The sequence below is a fragment of the Limnohabitans sp. Hippo4 genome (assembly GCF_003063605.1).
GTDB lineage: Bacteria > Pseudomonadota > Gammaproteobacteria > Burkholderiales > Burkholderiaceae_C > Limnohabitans_A.
On sequence record NZ_NESE01000006.1, the window covers coordinates 17,824 to 39,366 of the forward strand.

Genomic DNA, 21,543 nt, shown 5'->3' on the forward strand with positions numbered 1-21,543 from the left:
TTATGCCACCTTGATTTCTTCGCCGCTGGACTTGTAAACGCGAACGCGTTTGCCATCGGCCAACAACTTGATGCCCACGCGATCAGCCTTGCCTGTAGCTGCATTGAAAATGGCTACGTTGGACTGGTGAATGGGCATTGTTTTTTCGATGATGCCGCCAGTGGTGCCCTTCATGGGGTTTGGCTTGGCATGCTTCTTAACGAGGTTAACGCCTTCAACCACCAGGTGTGAATCATCGGCGCGCAGTGACACGGTGCCACGCTTGCCTTTGTCACGACCGGCGATGACGATGACTTCGTCGCCTTTGCGAATCTTGTTCATGTCGGGTCCTTAGAGAACTTCAGGTGCCAAGGACACGATCTTCATGAACTTCTCAGTACGCAACTCGCGCGTCACTGGGCCGAAGATGCGGGTGCCAATAGGCTCCAACTTGGCATTGAGCAAAACTGCTGCATTGCCATCGAATTTAACGAGAGAGCCATCACCACGGCGAATGCCCTTGGCTGTACGAACGACCACAGCACTGTAAACCTCGCCTTTTTTGACGCGGCCACGGGGCGCAGCTTCTTTGATGCTCACTTTGATAATGTCGCCAACACTAGCGTAACGACGTTTAGATCCGCCCAGCACCTTGATGCAAAGGACGGACTTAGCGCCGGTGTTGTCGGCAACATCCAACCGAGTTTCTGTCTGAATCATTTCAATATTTCCCAACTTGCACCTTGTGCACCGCAACTTGCAGAAGTGTCTTGAAAGACGCTTTGCTTGCCCACAGCACCAAGATCAGTCTTGGACCCGTCATCCACACCACGAACCACTCGCAGTGCTTTTGTTTGGGTAGATAACTCCGCTTTTTTAGAAGCGAAGCCCGCGATTGTTACAACATTTTTGGGCCGTGTCAACACTTTCGGGGTCAAAAAACTGTGATTTTTCCAGTTTTGACCCATTTTTTAACCCAACAAGGGGTCACGAGCGCACTTGATAGGTCTCGGCCAAGGCTATAAAGGCCGCCAATTGCGCGTCAACCCCCGTTTCGGCTTCCAACAGGCTGGCCACCTCTGGCGCAATCTGGGCAGCCTTTTTGGCGTCCAAGAACAACAAGCGCTTGCGCCTGGCCAAGACGTCCTCCACGGTTCGCGCATATTCATAGCGCGCAGCAAAGCGAACCATGGCTTCACTGACATGGGGGCTGAGCCAATGGTCATGACCCGCCATTTCACGGAGCAGAGGCGCATCTGTGCCATAGGCGGCCAGAGGGTCGTCGGGTGCTGGCGTCTGAGCGCCCCACAAAGTTGTGTTTACTGTGACATCTTCCGCCGTAAGAGACAGAAGATGCGCCTTGCGGATGCACTGCATCACATCGGCGGCCATGGCCCTGTATGTGGTCCACTTGCCACCCATCACGCTGATCAGCCCATTGGTGGCCAGTTTGACGGTGTGTTCACGGCTGATGTTTTGGGTCGCGCTTGGCGTCTTGCCTGCATCGGATTGGGCGCCAGCCAAAGGCCGCAAACCAGCCCACACACTGGTCACATCATGTCGCGTGGGCACCTTGGCCAAGTACTTTCCAGCTTCTTCTAAGATTTGGTCAATCTCAGAGTCCAGCGCTTGCGGCTCCCATTCAACCAAGGACTTGGGGGTGTCGGTGGTTCCCAACAAGACTTTGCCTTGCCAAGGCACGGCAAACAGCACGCGGCCATCTTGTGTGCGCGGCACCAACAGGGCCGTCTCACCCGGCCAGAACGACGCATCGACGACCAAATGCACGCCCTGACTGGGGCTGACGGCATGCGGCACATGGGTTAGCGTGGTGTCGGCCACACGGGTTTGCGTCATGGCTTCAATCTCGTCCACCCAAACGCCTGTGGCGTTGACCACGCAACGCGCTTTGATGTGATGCGCAAGACCCGTCTCGGCATCGGTGCATGTGAGGCCGCAAACTTTGCCAGTGCCCAAGGTGGTGAGCAAGCCCGTGACAGGCATGTGATTGATGACCAAGGCGCCATGCGCCGCTGCCGTGCGCGCCAAGGCCAAAGCCAAACGCGCATCGTCAAATTGACCATCCCAATATTGCACACCGCCCACCAAATGCGTGGCCAATGTGCCCGGCGCTTTGTGCAATGTTTCGTTGCGATTGAGAAATTGAGTGGGTCCTAAGCCCGCGCGGCCTGCCAACAGGTCGTACAGCTTGAGGCCCAAGCCATAAAACCATTGGTCGATGCGGCGGTAAGCGGGCATGACAAAGGGCATGGCATGCGCCAAATGGGGCGCGTTGCGCAACAATGTTTGGCGCTCGTGCAGCGCCTCCCAGACCAAGGGCAAATGTCCTTGCGCCAAATAACGCACACCGCCATGAATCAATTTGGTGGACCGCGATGACGTGCCTTTGGCAAAGTCGTGGGCTTCCACCAAGACAACCTTGAGGCCGCGCACTGCCGCATCAACCGCGGTTCCCAAGCCAGTGGCGCCGCCGCCAATGATGGCCAGGTCGTACTCATCCACACTGGCCAAGCGCGCCATCAATTGCGCTCGGTCTGTCTTCAAAGGCTTCATTCAACTGCTTCTTTAAAGTTCAATCTTGCGCCCAAGCGCGCGATCGCGCAACTGCTTGGCGCCAACGGGCCATTCCCGCTTCGCGTTCAGCAGATGCAATCTGCGGCACAAAGCGTTTGTCTTCAGCCCATTGCGCGGAAATTTCTTCAGCGCTGGTCCAAAAGCCTGTGGCCAATCCTGCCAAATAAGCAGCACCCAATGCCGTTGTTTCTGTGATGCGCGATCGCACCACAGGCACACCCAGCGCATTGGCTTGCAGTTGCATCAACAAATTGTTCTGACTGGCGCCGCCGTCCACCCGCAGCTCCGTCAGTGCCAGGCCACTGTCTTTGGACATGGCCTGAAACACATCGGCCACTTGCCATGCAATGGCTTCTAGCGCCGCTCGGGCAATGTGCGCGCGCGTGGTGCCACGCGTCATGCCGATCAACAAGCCTCGGGCCTGGCCATCCCAATCGGGCGCACCCAGTCCCGCAAACGCGGGCACCATGTGCACATCACCGGTGTTGGGCACGCTGGCGGCCAAAGCTTCCACATCGCTTGCTTTGTCGATGATTTGCAAACCATCACGCAGCCATTGCACCGTTGCACCCGCCATGAACACCGAACCTTCTAAAGCATAGGCTGTTGAATGCGCCGCAGTCTGCGGTCCTTGCCATGCCACGGTGGTGAGCAATTGGTTGCGGCTTTGGACTGGCACAGACCCCGTGTTCATGAGCATGAAGCAGCCAGTGCCATACGTGTTCTTGGCCATGCCCGGTGCAAAACACGCTTGGCCAAAAGTGGCCGCTTGCTGATCGCCAGCCACACCGGCAATGGGGATGGGCGCGCCCAACAAATTGGCATCGGTTTGGGCCAACACGCCGCTGCTGGGCAGCACCTGCGGCAACACAGAAGCAGGCACATTGAACAGCTTCAAAAGCGAGGCATCCCATGCTTGGGTGTGCAAATTGAACAGCAAGGTGCGCGAGGCATTGCTGGGGTCGGTGGCATGCACGCGGCCACCCGTCAGGTGCCAGATCAACCAAGTGTCAATGGTGCCAAATGCCAAGTGACCTTGCTCGGCTTTTTGTCTTGCACCCGGCACATGGTCTAACAACCAAGCCAGCTTGGTGGCTGAAAAATACGCATCCAACACCAAGCCTGTTTTGCGCTGAATTTCTGCGGCTTTCCCAACTTGTTTGAAACGCTCGCACACAGCGGCAGTGCGTCGGTCTTGCCACACGATGGCAGGCGCAATGGGCATGCCGGTGCGGCGGTCCCAGACTACCGTGGTTTCGCGCTGGTTGGTGATGCCGATGGCTTGAATCTGCTGCGCTTGGATGCCGGCTTGATTGACCACATCCTGCATGACGGTTTTTTGGGTGCGCCAAATCTCCATGGCATCGTGCTCCACCCAACCCGGTTTGGGGAAATGCTGCGTGAATTCTTGTTGCGCAGTGGCCACGGGGTGGCCCTCTCGGTTGAACAGCACCGCCCTCGAGCTGGTGGTGCCTTGATCAAGTGCAAGGATGTAAGTCATGGCCACGAGATTAACCGAAACAAGCGCAGCAAAAAAGAGACAATACGCGCATGACTTCCACACCCATCACTGATTTCAAACAAGCACGCTTGGCCTTCATTGGCGGCGGCAACATGGCCAGCGCCATCTTGGGCGGCCTTCTCAAGCAAGGTCTTGCAGCATCTCAAGTTTGCGTGGTCGAACCGTTCGCCGACACGGCCGCCAAACTCCAAAGTGATTGGGGTGTGACGGTATTGCCTGCGGCAAGTGCAGCATTGGCCCAAAGCGATTTGGTCATTTGGGCTGTCAAACCCCAAGTCTTCAAAGAGGCCGCAGCACCTGTTTCACAGTTCACCGGCAAAGCCTTGCACTTGTCGGTGGCCGCTGGCATTCGCAGTGACAGCATTGCGCGTTGGCTGAACACCGACCGCATCGTGCGCAGCATGCCCAACACACCCGCCTTGGTGGGACAGGGCATTACAGGTTTGTTTGCCCGCGAAGGCGTCTCGGCGCACGACAAACAATTGATTGAGCAAGTGCTGAAAAGCACAGGCGAGTGGCTGTGGGTCAAGCAAGAGTCTGACCTGGATGTGGTCACCGCGCTGTCTGGCTCGGGCCCTGCCTACGTGTTTTATTTCTTAGAGGCCATGACCGAGGCGGGTGTGCAAATGGGCTTGACGGCTGAGCAGTCTTACCATTTGGCGCAAGCGACCTTTGGCGGTGCCACGCACTTGTCGCGTCAATCCAGCGAGTCGCCCGAAGTCTTGCGCCAGCGTGTCACATCCAAAGGGGGCACCACTTATGCAGCGCTCACTTCGATGGCAGACGCCAAAGTGAAAGAGGCCTTCATTCAAGCCATGTTGGCGGCGCAGCGCCGCGCTGGTGAATTGGGCGATGAGTTCGGCAAAGACTGAAGCGCATCAGCGCTTCAAGCGCCCATGAGACTGCTGAGCGCCAGCCCGGCAAACACAGCAAAGCCCACCCAGTGGTTCAAGCGAAACGCTTGGAAGCAGCCATCACGGGTGCGGTCTTTGATGAGCACAAAGTGCCATGCGGCTTGAGCGGCAGCGGCAGCCAAGCCAGCCTGCACCCATGGCTTGTGAGGTGCATCGAGTAACACGCCCCACACCACCAAATAGGCGGCATAAAAAACCATGATGGCGCGCACATCCCAATCACCCAATGTGATGGCAGATGTCTTCATGCCGATTTTCAAATCGTCATCGCGATCGACCATGGCGTACTCAGTGTCGTAGGCCAACACCCAGAACAAATTGCCGATCAACAAGGCCCATGCTTGCAATGGCACGTCACCTGTGACAGCTGCAAAAGCCATGGGAATGCCAAAGCTGAAAGCCACGCCCAACACGGCTTGTGGCATGGCCACAAACCGTTTGGCGAAAGGGTAAATGACCGCAACGGCCAAGGCCGCAAAGGACCATGCCACCGTTTCAACGCGCAAGGTCAAGACCAGAGCAAATGCCAACAAAGCCAGTACCGCGCCCAAGGCCAAGGCCTCTTTCACGCCGATGCGACCACTGGTGACGGGGCGCTGTGCGGTGCGCTTCACATGCCGATCAAAATCGCGATCGGCCACATCGTTCAAACAACAGCCAGCGCTGCGCATCAAAATTGTGCCCAAGGTGAACACAGCGATCAAATGCCACCCCGGAAAACCATCTGCCGCCAACCACAGCGCCGACAAGGTGGGCCACAACAAGAGCAACCAACCCGCGGGGCGATTCCAGCGAATCAAGTCCAAATAGAGGGCCAGTTTTTGATGCATCAGGCTTGACACAGAATGAGGCTAAGGTGCGCGCAAAGCATCACGACAACCGTGTGACGCCAGGCAATTTGCAAGCGTAAATGGCATTGCGAAGGGCGGCAATGGCTTCGTAGCGCGTGAAGCTTTTGCGCCATGTGAGCACAACTCGGCGAGTCGGCGGCAAACCGCCTGATTCATCAACGATGGGCAAGTAAAGAATGTCGGCGTCTTCGTTTTTTTTGCGCTTGGGTTGTTCGGCCATGGCCTCTTCGGGCACCGACAAACGCGGCACCAAGGTGACGCCCATGCCTGCGGCCACCATGTGCCGAATGGTTTCCAATGAAGAGCCTTCAAAGCTTTTGCGAATGCCTTCTGCGTTACTTGAGAACCTTGCAAACTCAGGACACACTTCCAACACGTGATCGCGGAAACAATGGCCACTGCCGAGCAGCAGCATGGTTTCGTTTTTAAGTTGTTCTGCCGTGATGGACTTCTTCTTGCCCAGTGGGTGTTTCAATGGCAAAGCCGCCATGAAAGGCTCGTCATACAAAGGTGCAGTGGCCATGCCCGCATCAGGAAACGGCTCGGCCAAGATGGCGCAATCAATTTCACCAGCGCGCAACATTTCCATTAACTTGACCGTGAAATTTTCATGCAACATGAGCGGCATCTGCGGCGTTTTGCGCATCGATTGCTTCATCAAGTCGGGCAAGAGGTACGGGCCAATGGTGTAAATCACGCCCAAGCGCAATGGACCTGCCAATGGATCTTTGCCGCGCTTGGCAATCTCTTTGATTTCGGCTGCCTGCTCAAGCACTCGTTGCGCGTGCTGAATGATTTCTTCGCCCAAGGGCGTCACGCTGACTTCGTTGGCATTGCGCTCAAACAATTTAACGTCGAGTTCTTCTTCTAATTTTTTGATGGCCACCGACAAAGTGGGTTGCGACACAAAGCAGGCGTCGGCCGCTTTGCCAAAGTGCCGTTCACGCGCCACCGCCACAATGTATTTCAGCTCTGTCAGGGTCATGCCAATGTCTCAAGCTTTCAAAAACTCAGATTTTCCACCCAGCCAGCGTGCAATGTGTCGCTCGGCCATCTCGGGGTATTTTGCCAAGAGCATAGGCGCAATTTGCCGCGCCCAGACCAACAAGTCTTCATCGGTGGCCAAATCGGCGAAACGCAACAGGGGTGCACCCGACTGCCTGGCCCCTAAAAATTCGCCCGGTCCCCGAATTTCCAAATCGCGGCGGGCAATTTCAAAGCCATCGTTGGTGTCCACCATGGCCCGCAAACGCTCACGCGCCGTTTCACTCAAACGACCACCGTCTGGTGTGCCATACAACAACACACACGCCGACGCTGCCGCGCCACGGCCTACTCGGCCGCGCAATTGGTGCAGTTGACTGAGGCCAAATCGTTCGGCATGTTCAATCACCATCAAGGAAGCATTGGGCACATCCACGCCCACCTCAATGACGGTGGTGCTGACCAAGACGCCCATGCTGCCTTGCGTGAATTGCGCCATCACATCGCGTTTCTCTGTCACCGACATGCGCGAATGCAAGAGACCCACCGTGACCCCTGGCAAGACGGCAGACAACTCTTCGTGCGTGGCGGTGGCATTGGTCAGGTCAAGTGCTTCGCTCTCTTCAATGAGGGGGCAGACCCAATACACCTGCCGGCCTTCGGCCAATTGCGCCCCAATGCGGCCAATCACTTCATCGCGTCGGCTGTCGGAGATCACCTTGGTCACCACGGGTGTGCGGCCTGGTGGCAACTCATCAATCACCGAGACCTCCAGGTCAGCGTAGTAACTCATGGCCAGGGTGCGCGGGATGGGTGTGGCCGTCATCATCAACAGGTGGGGCTCCATGCCCTGTTCTTGCATCTTGTCACGCAAGGCCAAGCGCTGCGCGACACCAAAGCGATGTTGCTCATCGATGACCGCCAAGGCCAAGTTTTTGAATTTCACTTGTTCTTGAATGACGGCATGGGTACCGACCACCAAGGCGGCTTGGCCTGACTCAATCAAAGCCAGCATCTCGGTGCGTTCTTTTTTCTTTTGGCTGCCGGTGAGCCAAGCCACTTGCACGCCCAAAGGGGCCAGCCAACCGACCAACTTCGCAAAGTGCTGTTGCGCCAAAATTTCGGTGGGTGCCATCAAGGCGCATTGCCAACCAGCATCAATGGCCAGCATGGCGGCCAAAGCGGCGACCACTGTTTTGCCGGCGCCCACATCGCCTTGAAGCAAGCGGTGCATGGGCACGGGACGGGACAAATCTTGGGCGATTTCTTCGCCAACGCGTTGTTGCGCAGCAGTTAACTGAAAAGGCAAAGCGGCTTGAAGTTGATCGTGCCAGCCCCCCTTTTTGGCTTTCAAGGCAGGTGCGCGAAGGCGGTCACGTTCCTGTTTGGCCATGTGCTGTGAGAGCTGCTGTGCCAACAACTCTTCGGCTTTGAGGCGCTGCCAAGCCGGGTGACTACGGTCTTCTAATGCGGCAATGGAAGCATCAGCTGCGGGGTGATGCAGGTAAGTGAGTGCCTGCCTCAAGCTGTGTATGGCTTGTCCGCGAGGTGCTTGGGGCCAGGCCAAGGAAGGCGGTAAAGACTCGGACAAATCGGCCCGCGACAATGCGCCCGCAATGGCCCGACGAAGGTAGGCCTGTGGCAATCCTGCCGAGGTGGGATAGACCGGCGTCAAGGCAGAAGGCAATTCGCCCGTGGCCGACTTGAAGGCCGGATGCATCATGGTCAGGCCCAAAAAGCCCCCACGAATTTCACCCCTGGCGCGAATCACTTGACCCACGGCCAGTGCTTTTTGCTGCGCCGGATAGAAGCTGAAAAACCGCAACACGCAGGTGTCTGTGCCGTCGTCAACAGTCACCAACAATTGCCTGCGGGGACGCAGTTGCACTTCGGAGGCGGTGACAGTGGCTTCGATTTGGACCGAATCACCCTCGCGGGCCTCTTTCAATTTGACGATGCGCGTTTCGTCTTCATAGCGCAAAGGAATGTGCAGGGCCAAATCGATGTCGCGCACCAAACCCATTTTGCGCATCGCTTTTTGCGGCGCAGACAAAGGTTTGGGCGGTGACGATGCGGAAGGGGCAACCATGCCGCCATTGTGCCGTGAGCTTGCCGCAAAGCACGCGCGACCGCTCGGTCTAATGGCTTTCAGGGCAGGGATTTTGCGGCTTGCGCCATGACAAAGGCAGACACAACGTCTCGGATGGTCTTGCGTTCTTCTGGGGACAAGGACAGGTAACGGTCGACCATCTCGCGATCGGCCAGGCCCATTTCGATGGGGCCTGAGTCCATTTCAAAGACGTAAGTTTTACCGGGTGCACGGCCAAAACGCAGCTCGTCTGGACTGACTTGCAACCAATCGGCCAACACGCGAAGCTTGTCCTGCGTGGGCATGACTTTGCCAAGCAACCAATTTCGGGCGGTGTGGGGGGTGATGCTGCGGCCGTGGTAGCGGAGGTTGAACGCGTTGGCGACCACCGTTGGGGACGCACGCACCCCCGAACTCTCCAACGCACTGCGCAAGCGATCAGCAAACTGTTGAGATTCTGGTACGGTTGGCATTCCCCTAAGGTACTGTCTGGGGTCTGTCTGAAAGTGAATTTGGATATTTACTTTCTTGAATGTTATTTACATTCATGGCACATTGACCCCATCCCCAAGGGCCTAGGGTTTCAGTATCTACCTCTTTGAGTCGTGGGACAATCTATTTTTTTACTTGGAACGGGCCTGTCCGGCCCTCAAGCACATGACCGCTTCTTTGCCATTGACCGCTACAAACGACGCCCAGCGCCAGTTCAGTTTGAGCGATTTTGATTTTCACCTCCCCCCAGACCTCATTGCTCAGCACCCTGCTGCCGAGCGAAGCCACTCCAAATTGTTGGACGGACGTGGAACTCAGCCCGCCGACCGCATCTTCAAAGACTTGCCCAGCCTGATGCAGCCAGGCGACTTGCTGGTGTTCAACGACACCCAGGTGATCAAAGCCCGCATCTTTGGTGAAAAGTCCACAGGCGGCAAAGTGGAGCTTTTGATTGAACGGGTGCTGCCGGGTCACCAAGTGGTGGCGCACATGAAGGTCAGCAAAAAGCCGCCACTTGGCGGTGTGCTGTACATGGGCCGAGATGCCAAGTCGGGAGCCCCGGGGTTCACCGCCACGCTGACGGGTCGCTGGCCCGACGAAAAGGGCGCGCTGTTTTGTTTTTCACTGAGCGATGAACCGCATGCGTTGATGGCCCAATACGGCCACGTGCCACTGCCGCCCTACATCGAGCGGCCCTACGATGGCAGCGCCAGCGAAGCGGACATTGCAGAAGATGAGCGTCGTTATCAAACCGTGTTCGCCCGCAACCCTGGTGCCGTTGCAGCACCTACGGCAGCCTTGCACTTTGACGATGCCTTGTTAGTACAACTGAAAGCCATGGGCGTGCAGACGGCCAGCGTCACTTTGCACGTCGGCGCAGGGACATTTCAGCCTGTCAAAACTGAAAACATCGCGGAACACACGATGCACAGCGAATGGTATGACGTGCCAGAAAGCACCCAACAAGCTTTGCACGACTGCCGCGCACGGGGCGGCAAGGTGTGGGCCGTGGGCACCACCTCCGTGCGCACCTTGGAGTCTTGGGCCCAATCCGGTCAAGCCCAAGGCGACACGCAAATCTTCGTCACCCCAGGTTTTGAGTTTCAATGGGTGGACTGTCTCATCACCAATTTTCATTTGCCCAAAAGCACCTTGATGATGTTGGTCAGCGCGTTGGCTGGTTACGACCGGGTGATGGCGCTGTATGCCCACGCCATTGAACAACGCTACCGTTTCTTCAGTTATGGCGATGCCATGCTGCTCACGCGCGCGGCTTGAACAATTTTTTGCTGCACCTCGTTTTCGCCCAATTGACAACCCTTACTTAGAATGAAGCATGCTTCAATTTGAACTTCTCAAAACCGACCCGCACAGCCACGCGCGTCGCGGTCAATTGACCCTGAACCATGGCGTGGTGCAAACCCCCATCTTCATGCCCGTGGGCACCTACGGCACTGTGAAGGGTGTGATGCCGCGCAGCCTTGAAGAGATGGGTGCGCAAATCATTTTGGGCAACACTTTTCATTTGTGGATGCGCCCAGGCCTCGACATCATGGCAAGTTTTGGTGGCTTGCACGGTTTTGAAAAATGGCAGAAACCCATCCTGACTGACTCGGGTGGCTTTCAAGTTTGGTCCCTGGGCGAGATGCGCAAAATTACGGAAGAAGGTGTGCACTTTTCATCGCCTGTGAATGGTGACAAATTGTTCATGTCCCCTGAGGTCAGCATGCAAATTCAAACGGTGTTGAACTCGGACATCGTGATGCAATTGGACGAGTGCACGCCTTACGAAACCAAAGGTCACCTCACCACTGAAGCCGAAGCACGCAAGTCGATGGAGATGAGTTTGCGTTGGGCCAAGCGCAGCCAAGACGAATTCAAGCGATTGGAAAATCCCAATGCTTTGTTTGGCATTGTGCAAGGCGGCATGTTTGAAAACTTGCGCCAAGAGTCACTCGACCATTTGGTCGATATGAACTTTCCGGGCTATGCCATTGGCGGCGTGAGTGTGGGCGAGCCCAAAGAACAAATGCTGCAAATCATGGCGCACACGCCGCACCGTTTGCCGGCACACAAGCCACGCTACTTGATGGGTGTGGGTACACCCGAAGATTTGGTGGAAGGCGTGGCGCAAGGCGTTGACATGTTTGACTGTGTGATGCCCACGCGCAATGCCCGCAATGGCACTGTGTTCACGCGCTTTGGCGATTTGAAATTGCGCAATGCGCGTCACAAAACAGATCATCAACCTCTGGACACCACCTGCACATGCCATGCCTGCGCAGGCAGCTCAGGCGTGTCGTGGGACGAGGGGGGTCGCGAAGGCTTCAGCCGTGCGTATTTGCATCACCTAGATCGCTGCGGTGAAATGCTCGGCCCCATGTTGACCACCATTCACAACTTGCACTACTACTTGAACCTCATGAAGGAAGTGCGTGCCGCATTGGAAACAGACAGCTTTGCGACTTTCCAAATGCAATTCAAACAAAACCGCGCTCGCGGTGTTTGAGGCTGCTACAAAAACTGCGTTTAAGTGGCTTCAGCCGGTGTGGTGAAAACCGTCAACACACCGGTGTAGCCATACAGATGGTGATGGGCAATTTCACCGCTTGCAAAGAAGCCCACCAAGGGCACATCGCCCAATGCGTGACGCACCCACTGCAACTCTGCGCTGTCGCCACCGAAGTGGGGACCTCCGCGACCTGAACAACTGACATACACCGCACCTGCAATGCGCCGTGCAGGATGTGGCGCTGCTTCGGCCTCACTGGCCGCCAAAGCGTGTGCCGTTTCCATGCTCAAAGTTTCAGGCTCTAGCTCTTCTCTGATCTCTGCGCAAATTCTGCGCAGATCGGCCTTGGCCGCTTGCAAACTCATTTGGCAAAACGCCAAACGCTCGCCCGCTTCAACGTGCTCCGCAATGGCGATGCCTTTGCGTGCAGGGTCGAGGCCAATGATGTGGCGAACGCGCACATCCGCACCCAAACTGCCCGTTCTGCCAATGGCACGTTGCCCCGCAGAGGTGAGGCCCACCAAGGTTGCGCGCACTGCAGGCAATGCTTTTTGCGGATCGCTCAAAGACACTTGCAAATCTTCCAGCAACACATCAAGTGCAGGCAGACCATCGAGTTGGTAAATCACATTGCCTTGGGCTTCTGTGATTTCGCGCTCTTTGCCAAGCGGTGCGCAGCCCTGCGTCACGCGTGACAAGATTTGCACATCGGGCGACCATGCGACGCCACTGAGCCCGCCCGTGAGAACGCCCGTGATAACGCCGTTGTTCAAGTCGTGGGAGGGCGATGAATCGAAGGTCTCTTGAAAAGGATTTGAAGATACCGCGTTGGGCGCTTGCCAAGCAAATTGAACATTTTGATTGCGACTGGCTGTAAGGCCCCCAAACAAATAACCAGACTGGGTACGGCTCGCCATTTCGGCAATCAATTCAGCCAAGTCGGGCGTTTGCGGATCGGCATGGACCAGCGCACTCTGCGCCACAAAATCGGCAGGCAAGGCTTGTGCGCCAGAAAACACGCGGTAATGCGCCGCGGGCACATCGCACAGCATCAAAGCCATGCCAGGCTCGTCAAAATATTCGGCATTGTTGGCCGCCACACCCACACCCACGGTACCGGCCCAATCTTTGACCATAGGCAACTCTTGCCGCAGGTGCGCCAAGATGGCTTGCGCTTCGTTGGCGTAATGGTCGGTGATGTAGAGCAGGCCCAAGCGCGGCTTGCTTGCGTGCCCAGGCAAGGTCATTTGCGCGCGCACTTGCGCGATGACCAGGCCAGCTGCCATTTGCCACTGCGGATGCGTGGCGTGGCCAAAGGGAAACAAACTCATGAAGTGGGTGATCTTAGAGGGCGCTTGATGGTGCGGCAGCTCCCGCTTTTTTGGCGCGAGAAGGGCGTGCTTTTTTGGCGGCTGTTTTCTTTCGCACTGGTTTAGGCGCATCTTTCATGGCCTTTGCCGCAACGTCCTTGACAGCCGCCGCTGCGATGTTTTGAAATTGCTGCGTCAGCGAGCCCCACCATTGCATGGGATCGACCGCTGGTTTTTCGGGGGCTTCTGCAGAAGCTTCTGTCGCCCCTTCAGCGGCGCTTGTTGCTTCTTGGCTTGTCGCCGTGTCTTTGACTGGATTCAGATCTGGCATTTTGGCAGTGAAGGCCTTGGCCAAATCGGCCATGTTGACATTCATGCCTTGCAATGTGGACAAGGTCATCTTTTGAACTTCCAAGGCTTGAATGGTGGCCTTGAGTGCGTTGGTGTTTTGCTCTAACCAAAACTGAACTGTTTTGAGTTCTTGAATACGTTTGTCCAACTCTTCGATGTTCAGTGTGGGTGCGACCCAACTGGCCATGTTGGGCATGCCTTGGGGCGAGCCTTTCGCACCAGGGTTGGCCGCTTGCCCCAGGTTTTGTAAAAAATCAAAACCAGGTACAAATTTTCCAAATCCGAAGGCAGATGGGTCGCTCATGGGTCGCTCCTAGAGAAAGGTCTTGGGTAGAAGCTTAACGCATCGCCAAATCGCGTCAACTTGGAGACGCCAAATCGTCAGCGCAGCGCATAAGCTTGCGCTTTCTAATGAGGAGACACGACATGCTGAAACTCTGCGGCTTTGGCGCCAGCAACTATCACAACAAAGTTAAATTGGCGCTGCTTGAAAAGGGCGTCGCCTTTGAAGAAGAGTTGGTTTGGGTGGGCGAAACAGACCCATTGGGCAGTCCGTTGGGCAAAGTGCCTTATTTGAAAACAGAACACGGCAACCTGTGCGAATCGACCGTGATGGTGGAATACATCGAGCAAGCCTATCCCGCCCACCCCTTGATGCCCCAAGACCCATTTGCTGCTGCCAAAGTGCGCGAGTTGATGACGTTCTTGGACTTGCACTTGGAATTGCTTGCGCGCAATTTGTACCCAGAGGCTTTCTTTGGCGGCAAGGTCAGCGATGCCACCAAAGAAAAAATTGGTGCGCAGCTTGAGAAAAACGTGGCGGCATTTGCCACCTTGGCGCAGTTCAAGCCTTTCATTGCCGGCGCAGAAATGACCTTGGCCGACTGCACCGCTGCTGTTCACTTGCCAGTGATCACGGCCGCCACCAAAACCATCTATGGCCGTGACTTCTTGGCCGACCTGCCCGTCAAAGCCTACATGAAGATGTGGGCAGAAAGACCCAGCATGCAACGCGTGCATGCTGATCGCAAAGCAAGCAACGAGCTCTTCATGGCGCGCATGACCAGCAAGCCTTGAACACGCCACACTAGGGCGCTGGCTGCGCACTGCTATGCTTGGGTCATTGTTCTTGTGAGTAGACGATGACCCACACTTTTGCTTCGGCCACCATTTTGTTGCTGCTGATCACCGATCCTCTTGGCAATATTCCTGTGTTTGTGAACAGCCTCAAGGCAGTGCCGCCAGAGAGGCGGGCGCGCGTCATTGTGCGCGAAGTGTTCATCGCTTTTTGCATCTTGCTCGCCTTCATGTTTGTGGGTCAGTCCTTTCTGAAGGCCATGAACCTGAGTGATGTGTCCCTGCAAATTGCAGGCGCAGTGGTGCTGTTTTTGATTGCCCTGCGAATGATCTTTCCACCCACTGATCGCGTCAACAGCTTGCCCACGCGCGAGCCACTCATCGTGCCACTGGCCATTCCCGCTTTGGCAGGACCTTCTGCCTTGGCCACTGTGCTGTTGCTGGTCAGTCAAGCGCCTGATAGACGACTTGAATGGGTTGGTGCCCTGAGTGTCACCATGCTGGTGTGTGCGGTGGTCTTGTTGCTGGCTGAACGCTTGCAACGCTTGGTTGGCGACAGCGTGGTCAGTGCATTTGAGCGCCTGATGGGGTTGATCTTGGTGGCCATCTCGATTGAGATGTTCATCCAAGGTTTGAAAGCCTTGCTCAAAACCCTTTGAGCAAGGACTCTCGTTCTTTGCAACTCAAGGCGTGAGCGGCGTAATTTGCTGGTCAATGGCGCCAAACACGCTTTGACCATCGGCACCTTTCATCTCGATGCGAATGGTGTCGCCAAATTTCATGAACTCGGTGCTGGGCTTGCCATCCAAAATGGTTTCGATGGCGCGCTTTTCAGCGATGCAGCTGTAACCTTTGGCCCACTCAGGTTTGCCATTGACATCGACGCTTTTGTTGCTGACCGTGCCGCTGCCCACAATGGAGCCCGCTCGCACATTGCGTGTTTTGCCAATGTGCGCAATCAATTGACCAAAGTGGAAAGTCATTTCGGGGCCAGCTTCGCACATGCCAACTTTGCGACCATTCCAAGTGGATTGCATGGTCAGGTTGATGCGGCCTTGGTCCCATGCATCACCCAACTCGTCCAAGGTCACGGCCACTGGGCTGAAGGCTGTTGCAGGTTTGCTTTGGAAGAAACCAAAACCTTTGGCCAACTCGTTGGGAATGAGGTTGCGCAAGCTGACGTCGTTGGCCAGCATCACCAAGCGAATGCCATCCAACGCGTTTTCAGGCGTGACGCCCATGGGCACGTCGCCCGTGATCACGGCAATTTCGGCTTCGAAGTCGATGCCAAAAGCTTCATCGCGGCACACCACTGGATCGCAAGGGCCGATGAAATCATCGCTGCCACCTTGGTACATGAGGGGGTCACTGTAAAAACTCTGAGGCACTTCAGAGCTGCGTGAAGCACGAACCAATTCCACGTGATTCAAATACGCAGAGCCGTCGGCCCACTGATAAGCGCGCGGCAGGGGTGCCATGCACTGTTTGGGATCGAAGGTAAACGCGTGGCGCGCTTTCCCAGAATTGAGCGTTTGATAAAGGTCCTCCAGCTGGGGGGCTAGGAAATTCCAATCGTCTAAGACTTGCTGTAAGCGCTGGGCAATGCCCGTCGCATAATGGGCTGTGCTGAGGTCGCGGGATACCACTACCAGTTGACCGTCACGGGATCCGTCTTTGTATGTCGCTAATTTCATGTTGAGTCTCGAAATGGATGTTCAGTGGGCTGGCTTCAAGGGCAGTTTGGGAGCACTTTGCAACATTTGCAATGGATTCAAAGCCACACTTCAGTTTAACCAATCTGCACGGCCCTAAAATTTAAGAAACCCCTCCATTTCCCTAACTGCTACCCATGCCCCTTTGACATGACCGTTGCCAATTCCAGCACCTTGCCAAAGCGCCAGCATTTGCTGGCTTTGGGTGTTGGGGTGGCTGCGTTGCACCTTGTCTTGCTGGTTTCATCAGGGTCCAACATGTGGCGCTTGCAGCATGATTCGCAAAAATTGGGGCCCTTGCAAACACGCGTGCTCAGCACTGAGATGGCCCAACCCAAGCCGAACTCAGCCGTGCCAGCGCCTCCAGTCGCTCGCCCCGAACCGCGAGCGCCCGCACGCGAGGCCATGCCGCATTCGCAACAGTCGCAAGACGCAGGCATGCAAGCCGTGGCATCGACTGCACTGCCCACGCCACCCGACAACCCACCCGACAACCCACCCGACAACCCTGCCGAATTGCCCACCAGCATCGCCACCCCCAAAGACATCACTGTGCCGCCCACCGTCACCCCGGCTGAGCCTGCGATCAAACCAGCATCGCCCAACGCATCGGCACTGGTGGCCAAGGTGGGCAACTTTCCAGACAACACGCAAATCAATTACAAATTGACAGGGCAAGAGCGTGGCCTGAACTATCACGCATCGGGCTCACTCAAATGGCAAGCCAAAGCGGGGACGGCTTTGCCGAAAGCCTACGAAGCAGAGTTGCGTGTCAAAGCTTTTTTAGTGGGCAGTCGCGTCTGGCGCAGTGTGGGGCAACTCTCCGAAAACGGTTTGGCCCCTACCCGCTACTCAGACAGTTGGCGCGGTGAACGTGCAGCGCATTTTGAGACCGACACCCAAAAAATCAGCTTCAGCGGCAATCTGCCCAGCGCCCCTTTGCTGCCTGGGGCCCAAGACCAAGTGAGCTTGTTTATTCAAATGGCGGCCACTGTGTCGGCGCAAAGCTTTGTACCCGGTGCCGAATTGAACGTTCAAACAGCCACGGCACGAGACGCCGTCAATTGGACCCTCACCTACAAAGCCGATGAGTTCATCGACGTCAACGGCGACCGCCTTGAAACCCAGCGCTGGGTGTGTCTGCCCCGCGGCAAATTCGACAGTCAAATAGAAATGTGGCTGGCCAAAGCCAAAGGCGGTTTGCCTGCGCGCATCAAAATCACACAAACCTCTGGCAATTTCATTGACATGGAAATGCGCAGCTCAGAAGCCCTGGCCGCTCTGCCCGATTAAGTCACGCAACAGGGCTTGAAAATAATTTCAATGCCCCTATCTATTTGGGACCGACTTAAGACAGAATGTCACCATGAACTTGTTGTACGAATCCGAATCTTTTGCCGTCATGCATGTGTTGGCCAACGACACAGGTGAAGAAAGCACAACGCCCAAAGCCCCTGTGCTTGAGCGACACGGCTTTGAAATTGTCGACAAACGTTCGGGCAAAGAAGTCTACTTGGATGGCTCTTGGGCAGAGATGTTCCAGATGCACATTCAGGCTTGGCAACAAAACACGCCCACCCAAGAAGAAGTCGAAGACACTTTGGAAAAATACACAGGCTTGGCCCAACAGCCTGTGGTGGTTCACTGATTCAGCACTTGGCTTCAGCTCACTGCGTTAAATCAGTCCGCTCGGTTTGCTCTGGCACTGCCACCCACTTGTACAGCGGCGCCACGATCAACAACACGGCAATCAAACGGCACACCTGAAAAGCGGTCACCACCGGTGCGCCCAACTCCAGCACCTTGGCCGTGATGGCCATTTCGGCAATGCCGCCAGGCGAGGTTCCCAAGATCAGGGTGGCTGGATGCAAACCTGTGCCCCATGCCAAGGCCCAGCCAAACACCACAGACGCCAAAATCATGCCCAGTGTGCCGATGGCCACTGACAACAACCATTTGGGTGCCGTGCGCACAAACTCTCGCTTGAAGCGAACACCCAAACTGATGCCAATGAAGAGCTGTGCCATGTTGGACATTTCAGACGACACGGCGGTCCACTGAACGCCATTCAGCGTGAGGCCCATGGCCACAAGCAAGGGCCCCATGAACCAAGGGTTGTTGCGTTTGAGTGCCTGCATCAGCAAAGCCCCAGCACCAGTGGCCAGGGCTAAATAAAAGATACCGGGCCATTGGAGTAAACGCGGTCCGGGCAACAAACTGCTGTTGACATGCAAACCCCAGTGCGACTGAAACCACTGCATGCCAAATGGCAAACAGACCACCACCAAGACCAAACGCAAGCTGTGCGAAGCAGCGACCAAGTCGGTCCTGGCGCGGTTGCGATCGGCCAACAAGGCCATCTCAGAGGCACCGCCAATGGCGCCTGCAAAATAGGTGGTGGCGCGCAAATCGCGGGCAGACAACTCGGGCAAATCTGCGGCACTTCGATGTTGCAACCACAAACCAAAGCCGTACCCCATGGCCAAGGCCCACAGGATGCCCAGCACAATGGCCCACCACAAACCCACCACCAGTTGCCCCACTTCAGCAGTGAAGTACAAACCCAAAGCCGCACCAATGACCCACTGGCCCACATTGCGCAAATAGCCAGAACTGCGCATGGGCGTTCCAGCAATGGAAAAAGCAGCCACGCCCAACAAGGGCCCCAACATCCAAGGAATGGGCGTGCGCAACCAAACACACAGCAGCGCTGAGGCCACTGCAACCAGCAGGGTCAGGGCTATTTGGGAAAAGTAAGCTAAGGGGCGCAAGAAACACTCACCCCCAACAACCAGCGGGTGTTGTGCGTTCCTTCAAGCCCTCAAGCATGTTGGCGAATGCTGTCAGCCAAGGTATTGACCATCTTGTCGATGTGCTCTTTTTCCACAATGTAGGGCGGGCAAAGCACCAGGTTCTCGCCAGCAGATCGAACCAAGACCCCTTTGTGGAAACAATCCAAGAAGATGTCATAAGCGCGTTTGCCTGGGGCACCCGGAATGGAAGCCAACTCCACTGCGCCGGCCAAGCCCAAGCTGCGAATGCCAATGACATTGGGCAAGCCTTTGAAAGCGCTGTGCATGGCATCGCCCAACACGGGACCCATTTGGCCCGCACGTGCAAACAGGTTTTCTTCTTTGAGCAATTTCAAAGTGGCGATGGCCGCAGCACACGACACAGGGTGACCTGAGTAGGTGTAGCCGTGGAAAAACTCGATGGCGTAATCGGGCGCGCCGGAATTCATCATGGCGTCGTAAATGAAGTCACGGCACACCACGCCGCCCAAAGGAATGACACCGTTGGTGACGCATTTGGCGAAGTTGAGCATGTCGGGTACGACGCCGTAGTAGTCGGCACCAAAGTTGGTTCCCATGCGGCCAAAGCCCGTGATCACTTCGTCAAAAATCAGCAAGATGCCGTGCTTGTCGCAAATTTCACGCAGGCGCTTGAGGTAGCCCTTGGGTGGCAGGTACCAACCCGCCGACCCGGCCACGGGTTCCACAATGATAGCCGCCACGTTGCTGGGATCGTGCAGGGCCAAGATGCGGCCTTCCAATTCCAGCAAGGGATCTTCTTGCCACACAGGCTCTTCGTTGTGAATGTAGGCGTGGTGAACCGGGTCATGGATGAAACGCATGTGGTCCACGCGGGGCAACAACTGCGCGCCATAGACTTTGCGGTTGGCGGGCAAGCCCCCCACGCTCATGCCGCCAAAGTTGACGCCGTGATAGCCCTTTTCGCGGCCAATGAACACGTTGCGATGGCCTTCGCCACGGGCACGGTGATAGGCCAAGGCCACTTTCAAAGAGGTGTCAGCAGCCTCTGAGCCTGAATTGCAAAACAGCACTTTGTTCAAGTCACCAGGGCACAAGTCGGCAATCATTTGGGCTGCTTCAAAGGCCTGGTCGTTGCTGATTTGGAAGGCGGTGGCGTAGTCCAGGGTGTCGAGTTGCTTCTTGATGGCCTCGGCAATGGGTCTGCGGTTGTGACCGGCGCCCACGCACCACAAACTGGAAATGCCATCGACCACCTGGCGGCCATCGTGGGTGGTGAAGTGCATGCCCTCGGCCGCCACAAAAATGCGCGGTTCTTGCTTGAAATGGCGATTGGCCGTGAAGGGCAACCACTGATGGTCCATGTTGAAGGCCGTGCTGCCGGCTGGATGCTGACTTTGTGGAGAAGACATGTGATCACCTCGCCGCCCCAATAGGGCTAAAAATTCATCAAGTGACCAGTGTAAACCCGCCAAACCTCAAGTTTTGGCAAAGTCGGTCCGTCCCTGCGACAATGTCGCCCATGAATCACGCATTTATTCTCACGCTCTCCTGCCCCGACAGAACGGGCATCGTGCACGCTGTCTCTGGCTTTTTGCTGGAACGCGGCGGCAACATTGAAGAAGCCGCGCAATACAACGACCACGACACGGGTCTGTTTTTCATGCGCGTGCAATTTGCCTGTGACCAAGTGGCAGAAGCCGACTTGCGCACCCAACTGAGCAGCTTTGCAACGTCCTTCCAAATGACTTGGAATTTGCACAGCACCACACAACCCATGCGCACCGTCATTTTGGTCAGCAAAGAAGGCCACTGCCTGAACGATTTGCTGTTCCGTTGGAAAAGCGGTTTGCTGCCCATCGACATTCGCGCCATTGTCAGCAACCACCGCGAGTTTTACCAATTGGCGGCCAGCTACAACGTGCCTTTCCACCACATTCCCGTCACGGCCGCCAACAAAGCCGAGGCAGAAGCCAAACAGTACGAGATCATTCAGTCTGAAGGCGCAGAACTGGTGGTGTTGGCGCGCTACATGCAAATTTTGTCGGACGACCTGTGCCGCAAGTTGTCGGGCCGTGCCATCAACATTCACCACTCGTTCTTACCCAGCTTCAAAGGCGCCAAGCCTTATTACCAAGCGCACGACCGCGGTGTCAAACTGATTGGCGCCACCGCACACTACGTCACAGCCGACTTGGACGAAGGCCCGATCATTGAGCAAGACGTGGCGCGTGTGGACCACTCCAAAACGGTGGAAGACCTCACCACGCAAGGCCGCGACACCGAAAGCCAAGTGTTGGCGCGAGCTGTCAAATGGCACAGCGAACACCGTGTGCTGCTCAACGGCCACAAGACCGTCATTTTCAAATAAGTCCGATGGCCCT

The 21,543-nt window shown here is 56.1% G+C and carries 22 protein-coding genes; 8 read left to right on the top strand and 14 right to left on the bottom strand.

Annotated elements, in window-relative coordinates:
- The 5 genes from rplX to glpK are packed head-to-tail and all read right to left on the bottom strand — an operon-like array spanning position 1 to position 4,075.
- A complete protein-coding gene (rplX, locus tag B9Z46_RS13435) occupies positions 1 to 321 on the bottom strand; it encodes a 50S ribosomal protein L24 (protein WP_055359578.1) in 321 nt (106 codons plus the stop codon).
- Between the two features lie 9 nt (positions 322 to 330).
- A complete protein-coding gene (gene rplN, locus B9Z46_RS13440) occupies positions 331 to 699 on the bottom strand; it encodes a 50S ribosomal protein L14 (RefSeq protein WP_053172537.1) in 369 nt (122 codons plus the stop codon).
- Positions 696 to 947, bottom strand: coding sequence for a hypothetical protein (locus tag B9Z46_RS13445; protein ID WP_108257136.1), 252 nt, complete (start codon positions 945 to 947; stop codon positions 696 to 698). The genes rplN and B9Z46_RS13445 overlap by 4 nt, the downstream gene beginning before the upstream one ends.
- 19 nt (positions 948 to 966) lie before the next feature.
- Positions 967 to 2,553 carry a glycerol-3-phosphate dehydrogenase/oxidase gene (locus B9Z46_RS13450; protein WP_108257137.1) on the bottom strand — a complete coding sequence of 529 codons (1,587 nt, stop codon included), beginning with the start codon at positions 2,551 to 2,553 and terminating at the stop codon, positions 967 to 969.
- Positions 2,554 to 2,572: 19 nt separating this feature from the next.
- Positions 2,573 to 4,075: a glycerol kinase GlpK gene (gene glpK / locus B9Z46_RS13455; RefSeq protein ID WP_108257138.1), complete on the bottom strand. Its 1,503-nt coding sequence runs from the start codon at positions 4,073 to 4,075 to the stop codon at positions 2,573 to 2,575.
- 50 nt (positions 4,076 to 4,125) lie between these two features.
- Between glpK and proC the strand changes: the two genes are divergently transcribed.
- Positions 4,126 to 4,968 carry a pyrroline-5-carboxylate reductase gene (gene proC, locus B9Z46_RS13460; protein ID WP_108257139.1) on the top strand — a complete coding sequence of 281 codons (843 nt, stop codon included), beginning with the start codon at positions 4,126 to 4,128 and terminating at the stop codon, positions 4,966 to 4,968.
- 14 nt (positions 4,969 to 4,982) lie between these two features.
- Here proC and ubiA read toward each other — a convergent pair whose 3' ends face one another.
- From ubiA to B9Z46_RS13480, 4 genes are read right to left on the bottom strand one after another with little or no spacing between them, the layout of a single operon-like run.
- Positions 4,983 to 5,840: a 4-hydroxybenzoate octaprenyltransferase gene (ubiA, locus tag B9Z46_RS13465; protein ID WP_108257140.1), complete on the bottom strand. Its 858-nt coding sequence runs from the start codon at positions 5,838 to 5,840 to the stop codon at positions 4,983 to 4,985.
- 40 nt (positions 5,841 to 5,880) lie between these two features.
- Positions 5,881 to 6,846 carry a hydrogen peroxide-inducible genes activator gene (locus B9Z46_RS13470; RefSeq protein WP_055359572.1) on the bottom strand — a complete coding sequence of 322 codons (966 nt, stop codon included), beginning with the start codon at positions 6,844 to 6,846 and terminating at the stop codon, positions 5,881 to 5,883.
- A 9-nt stretch (positions 6,847 to 6,855) separates the two neighbouring features.
- Positions 6,856 to 8,934: an ATP-dependent DNA helicase RecG gene (gene recG, locus B9Z46_RS13475; protein WP_108257141.1), complete on the bottom strand. Its 2,079-nt coding sequence runs from the start codon at positions 8,932 to 8,934 to the stop codon at positions 6,856 to 6,858.
- 59 nt (positions 8,935 to 8,993) lie between these two features.
- A complete protein-coding gene (locus tag B9Z46_RS13480) occupies positions 8,994 to 9,407 on the bottom strand; it encodes a transcriptional regulator (RefSeq protein ID WP_055359570.1) in 414 nt (137 codons plus the stop codon).
- Positions 9,408 to 9,591: 184 nt separating this feature from the next.
- Between B9Z46_RS13480 and queA the strand changes: the two genes are divergently transcribed.
- Positions 9,592 to 10,704 (top strand): tRNA preQ1(34) S-adenosylmethionine ribosyltransferase-isomerase QueA, encoded by a 1,113-nt coding sequence (gene queA, locus B9Z46_RS13485; protein ID WP_108257142.1) that lies wholly within the window; start codon positions 9,592 to 9,594, stop codon positions 10,702 to 10,704.
- Between the two features lie 58 nt (positions 10,705 to 10,762).
- Entirely contained in the window at positions 10,763 to 11,935 is a 1,173-nt protein-coding gene (tgt, locus tag B9Z46_RS13490) for a tRNA guanosine(34) transglycosylase Tgt (protein ID WP_108257143.1), read from the top strand.
- A gap of 20 nt (positions 11,936 to 11,955) precedes the next feature.
- Here tgt and B9Z46_RS13495 read toward each other — a convergent pair whose 3' ends face one another.
- A complete protein-coding gene (locus B9Z46_RS13495) occupies positions 11,956 to 13,269 on the bottom strand; it encodes an FIST N-terminal domain-containing protein (RefSeq protein ID WP_108257144.1) in 1,314 nt (437 codons plus the stop codon).
- A 13-nt stretch (positions 13,270 to 13,282) separates the two neighbouring features.
- Positions 13,283 to 13,903 (bottom strand): PhaM family polyhydroxyalkanoate granule multifunctional regulatory protein, encoded by a 621-nt coding sequence (locus B9Z46_RS13500; RefSeq protein WP_108257145.1) that lies wholly within the window; start codon positions 13,901 to 13,903, stop codon positions 13,283 to 13,285.
- Between the two features lie 122 nt (positions 13,904 to 14,025).
- Between B9Z46_RS13500 and B9Z46_RS13505 the strand changes: the two genes are divergently transcribed.
- The gene (locus B9Z46_RS13505; protein WP_055359566.1) at positions 14,026 to 14,676 is read left to right on the top strand and encodes a glutathione S-transferase; all 651 of its coding nucleotides are present in this window, start codon (positions 14,026 to 14,028) and stop codon (positions 14,674 to 14,676) included.
- A 65-nt stretch (positions 14,677 to 14,741) separates the two neighbouring features.
- A complete protein-coding gene (locus B9Z46_RS13510; protein WP_055359563.1) occupies positions 14,742 to 15,335 on the top strand; it encodes a MarC family protein in 594 nt (197 codons plus the stop codon).
- A 24-nt stretch (positions 15,336 to 15,359) separates the two neighbouring features.
- Here B9Z46_RS13510 and B9Z46_RS13515 read toward each other — a convergent pair whose 3' ends face one another.
- A complete protein-coding gene (locus B9Z46_RS13515; protein ID WP_108257146.1) occupies positions 15,360 to 16,370 on the bottom strand; it encodes a fumarylacetoacetate hydrolase family protein in 1,011 nt (336 codons plus the stop codon).
- A gap of 168 nt (positions 16,371 to 16,538) precedes the next feature.
- On the opposite strand from B9Z46_RS13515, the gene B9Z46_RS13520 reads away from it, so the two are divergent.
- Both B9Z46_RS13520 and B9Z46_RS13525 read left to right on the top strand, forming a co-directional pair.
- The gene (locus tag B9Z46_RS13520) at positions 16,539 to 17,681 is read left to right on the top strand and encodes a DUF3108 domain-containing protein (protein ID WP_108257147.1); all 1,143 of its coding nucleotides are present in this window, start codon (positions 16,539 to 16,541) and stop codon (positions 17,679 to 17,681) included.
- A gap of 73 nt (positions 17,682 to 17,754) precedes the next feature.
- Positions 17,755 to 18,036 carry a DUF3567 domain-containing protein gene (locus B9Z46_RS13525; protein WP_055359560.1) on the top strand — a complete coding sequence of 94 codons (282 nt, stop codon included), beginning with the start codon at positions 17,755 to 17,757 and terminating at the stop codon, positions 18,034 to 18,036.
- A 19-nt stretch (positions 18,037 to 18,055) separates the two neighbouring features.
- On the opposite strand, the gene B9Z46_RS13530 is transcribed toward B9Z46_RS13525, so the two are convergent.
- Together B9Z46_RS13530 and B9Z46_RS13535 are read right to left on the bottom strand one after the other, a co-directional pair.
- Entirely contained in the window at positions 18,056 to 19,159 is a 1,104-nt protein-coding gene (locus B9Z46_RS13530; RefSeq protein WP_233246020.1) for an AbrB family transcriptional regulator, read from the bottom strand.
- Positions 19,160 to 19,209: 50 nt separating this feature from the next.
- A complete protein-coding gene (locus B9Z46_RS13535; protein WP_108257148.1) occupies positions 19,210 to 20,571 on the bottom strand; it encodes an aspartate aminotransferase family protein in 1,362 nt (453 codons plus the stop codon).
- 110 nt (positions 20,572 to 20,681) lie between these two features.
- Here B9Z46_RS13535 and purU point away from each other — a divergent pair, with 110 nt between their 5' ends.
- Positions 20,682 to 21,530 carry a formyltetrahydrofolate deformylase gene (gene purU, locus B9Z46_RS13540; RefSeq protein WP_108257196.1) on the top strand — a complete coding sequence of 283 codons (849 nt, stop codon included), beginning with the start codon at positions 20,682 to 20,684 and terminating at the stop codon, positions 21,528 to 21,530.
- The last annotated feature ends 13 nt before the right edge of the window (positions 21,531 to 21,543 follow it).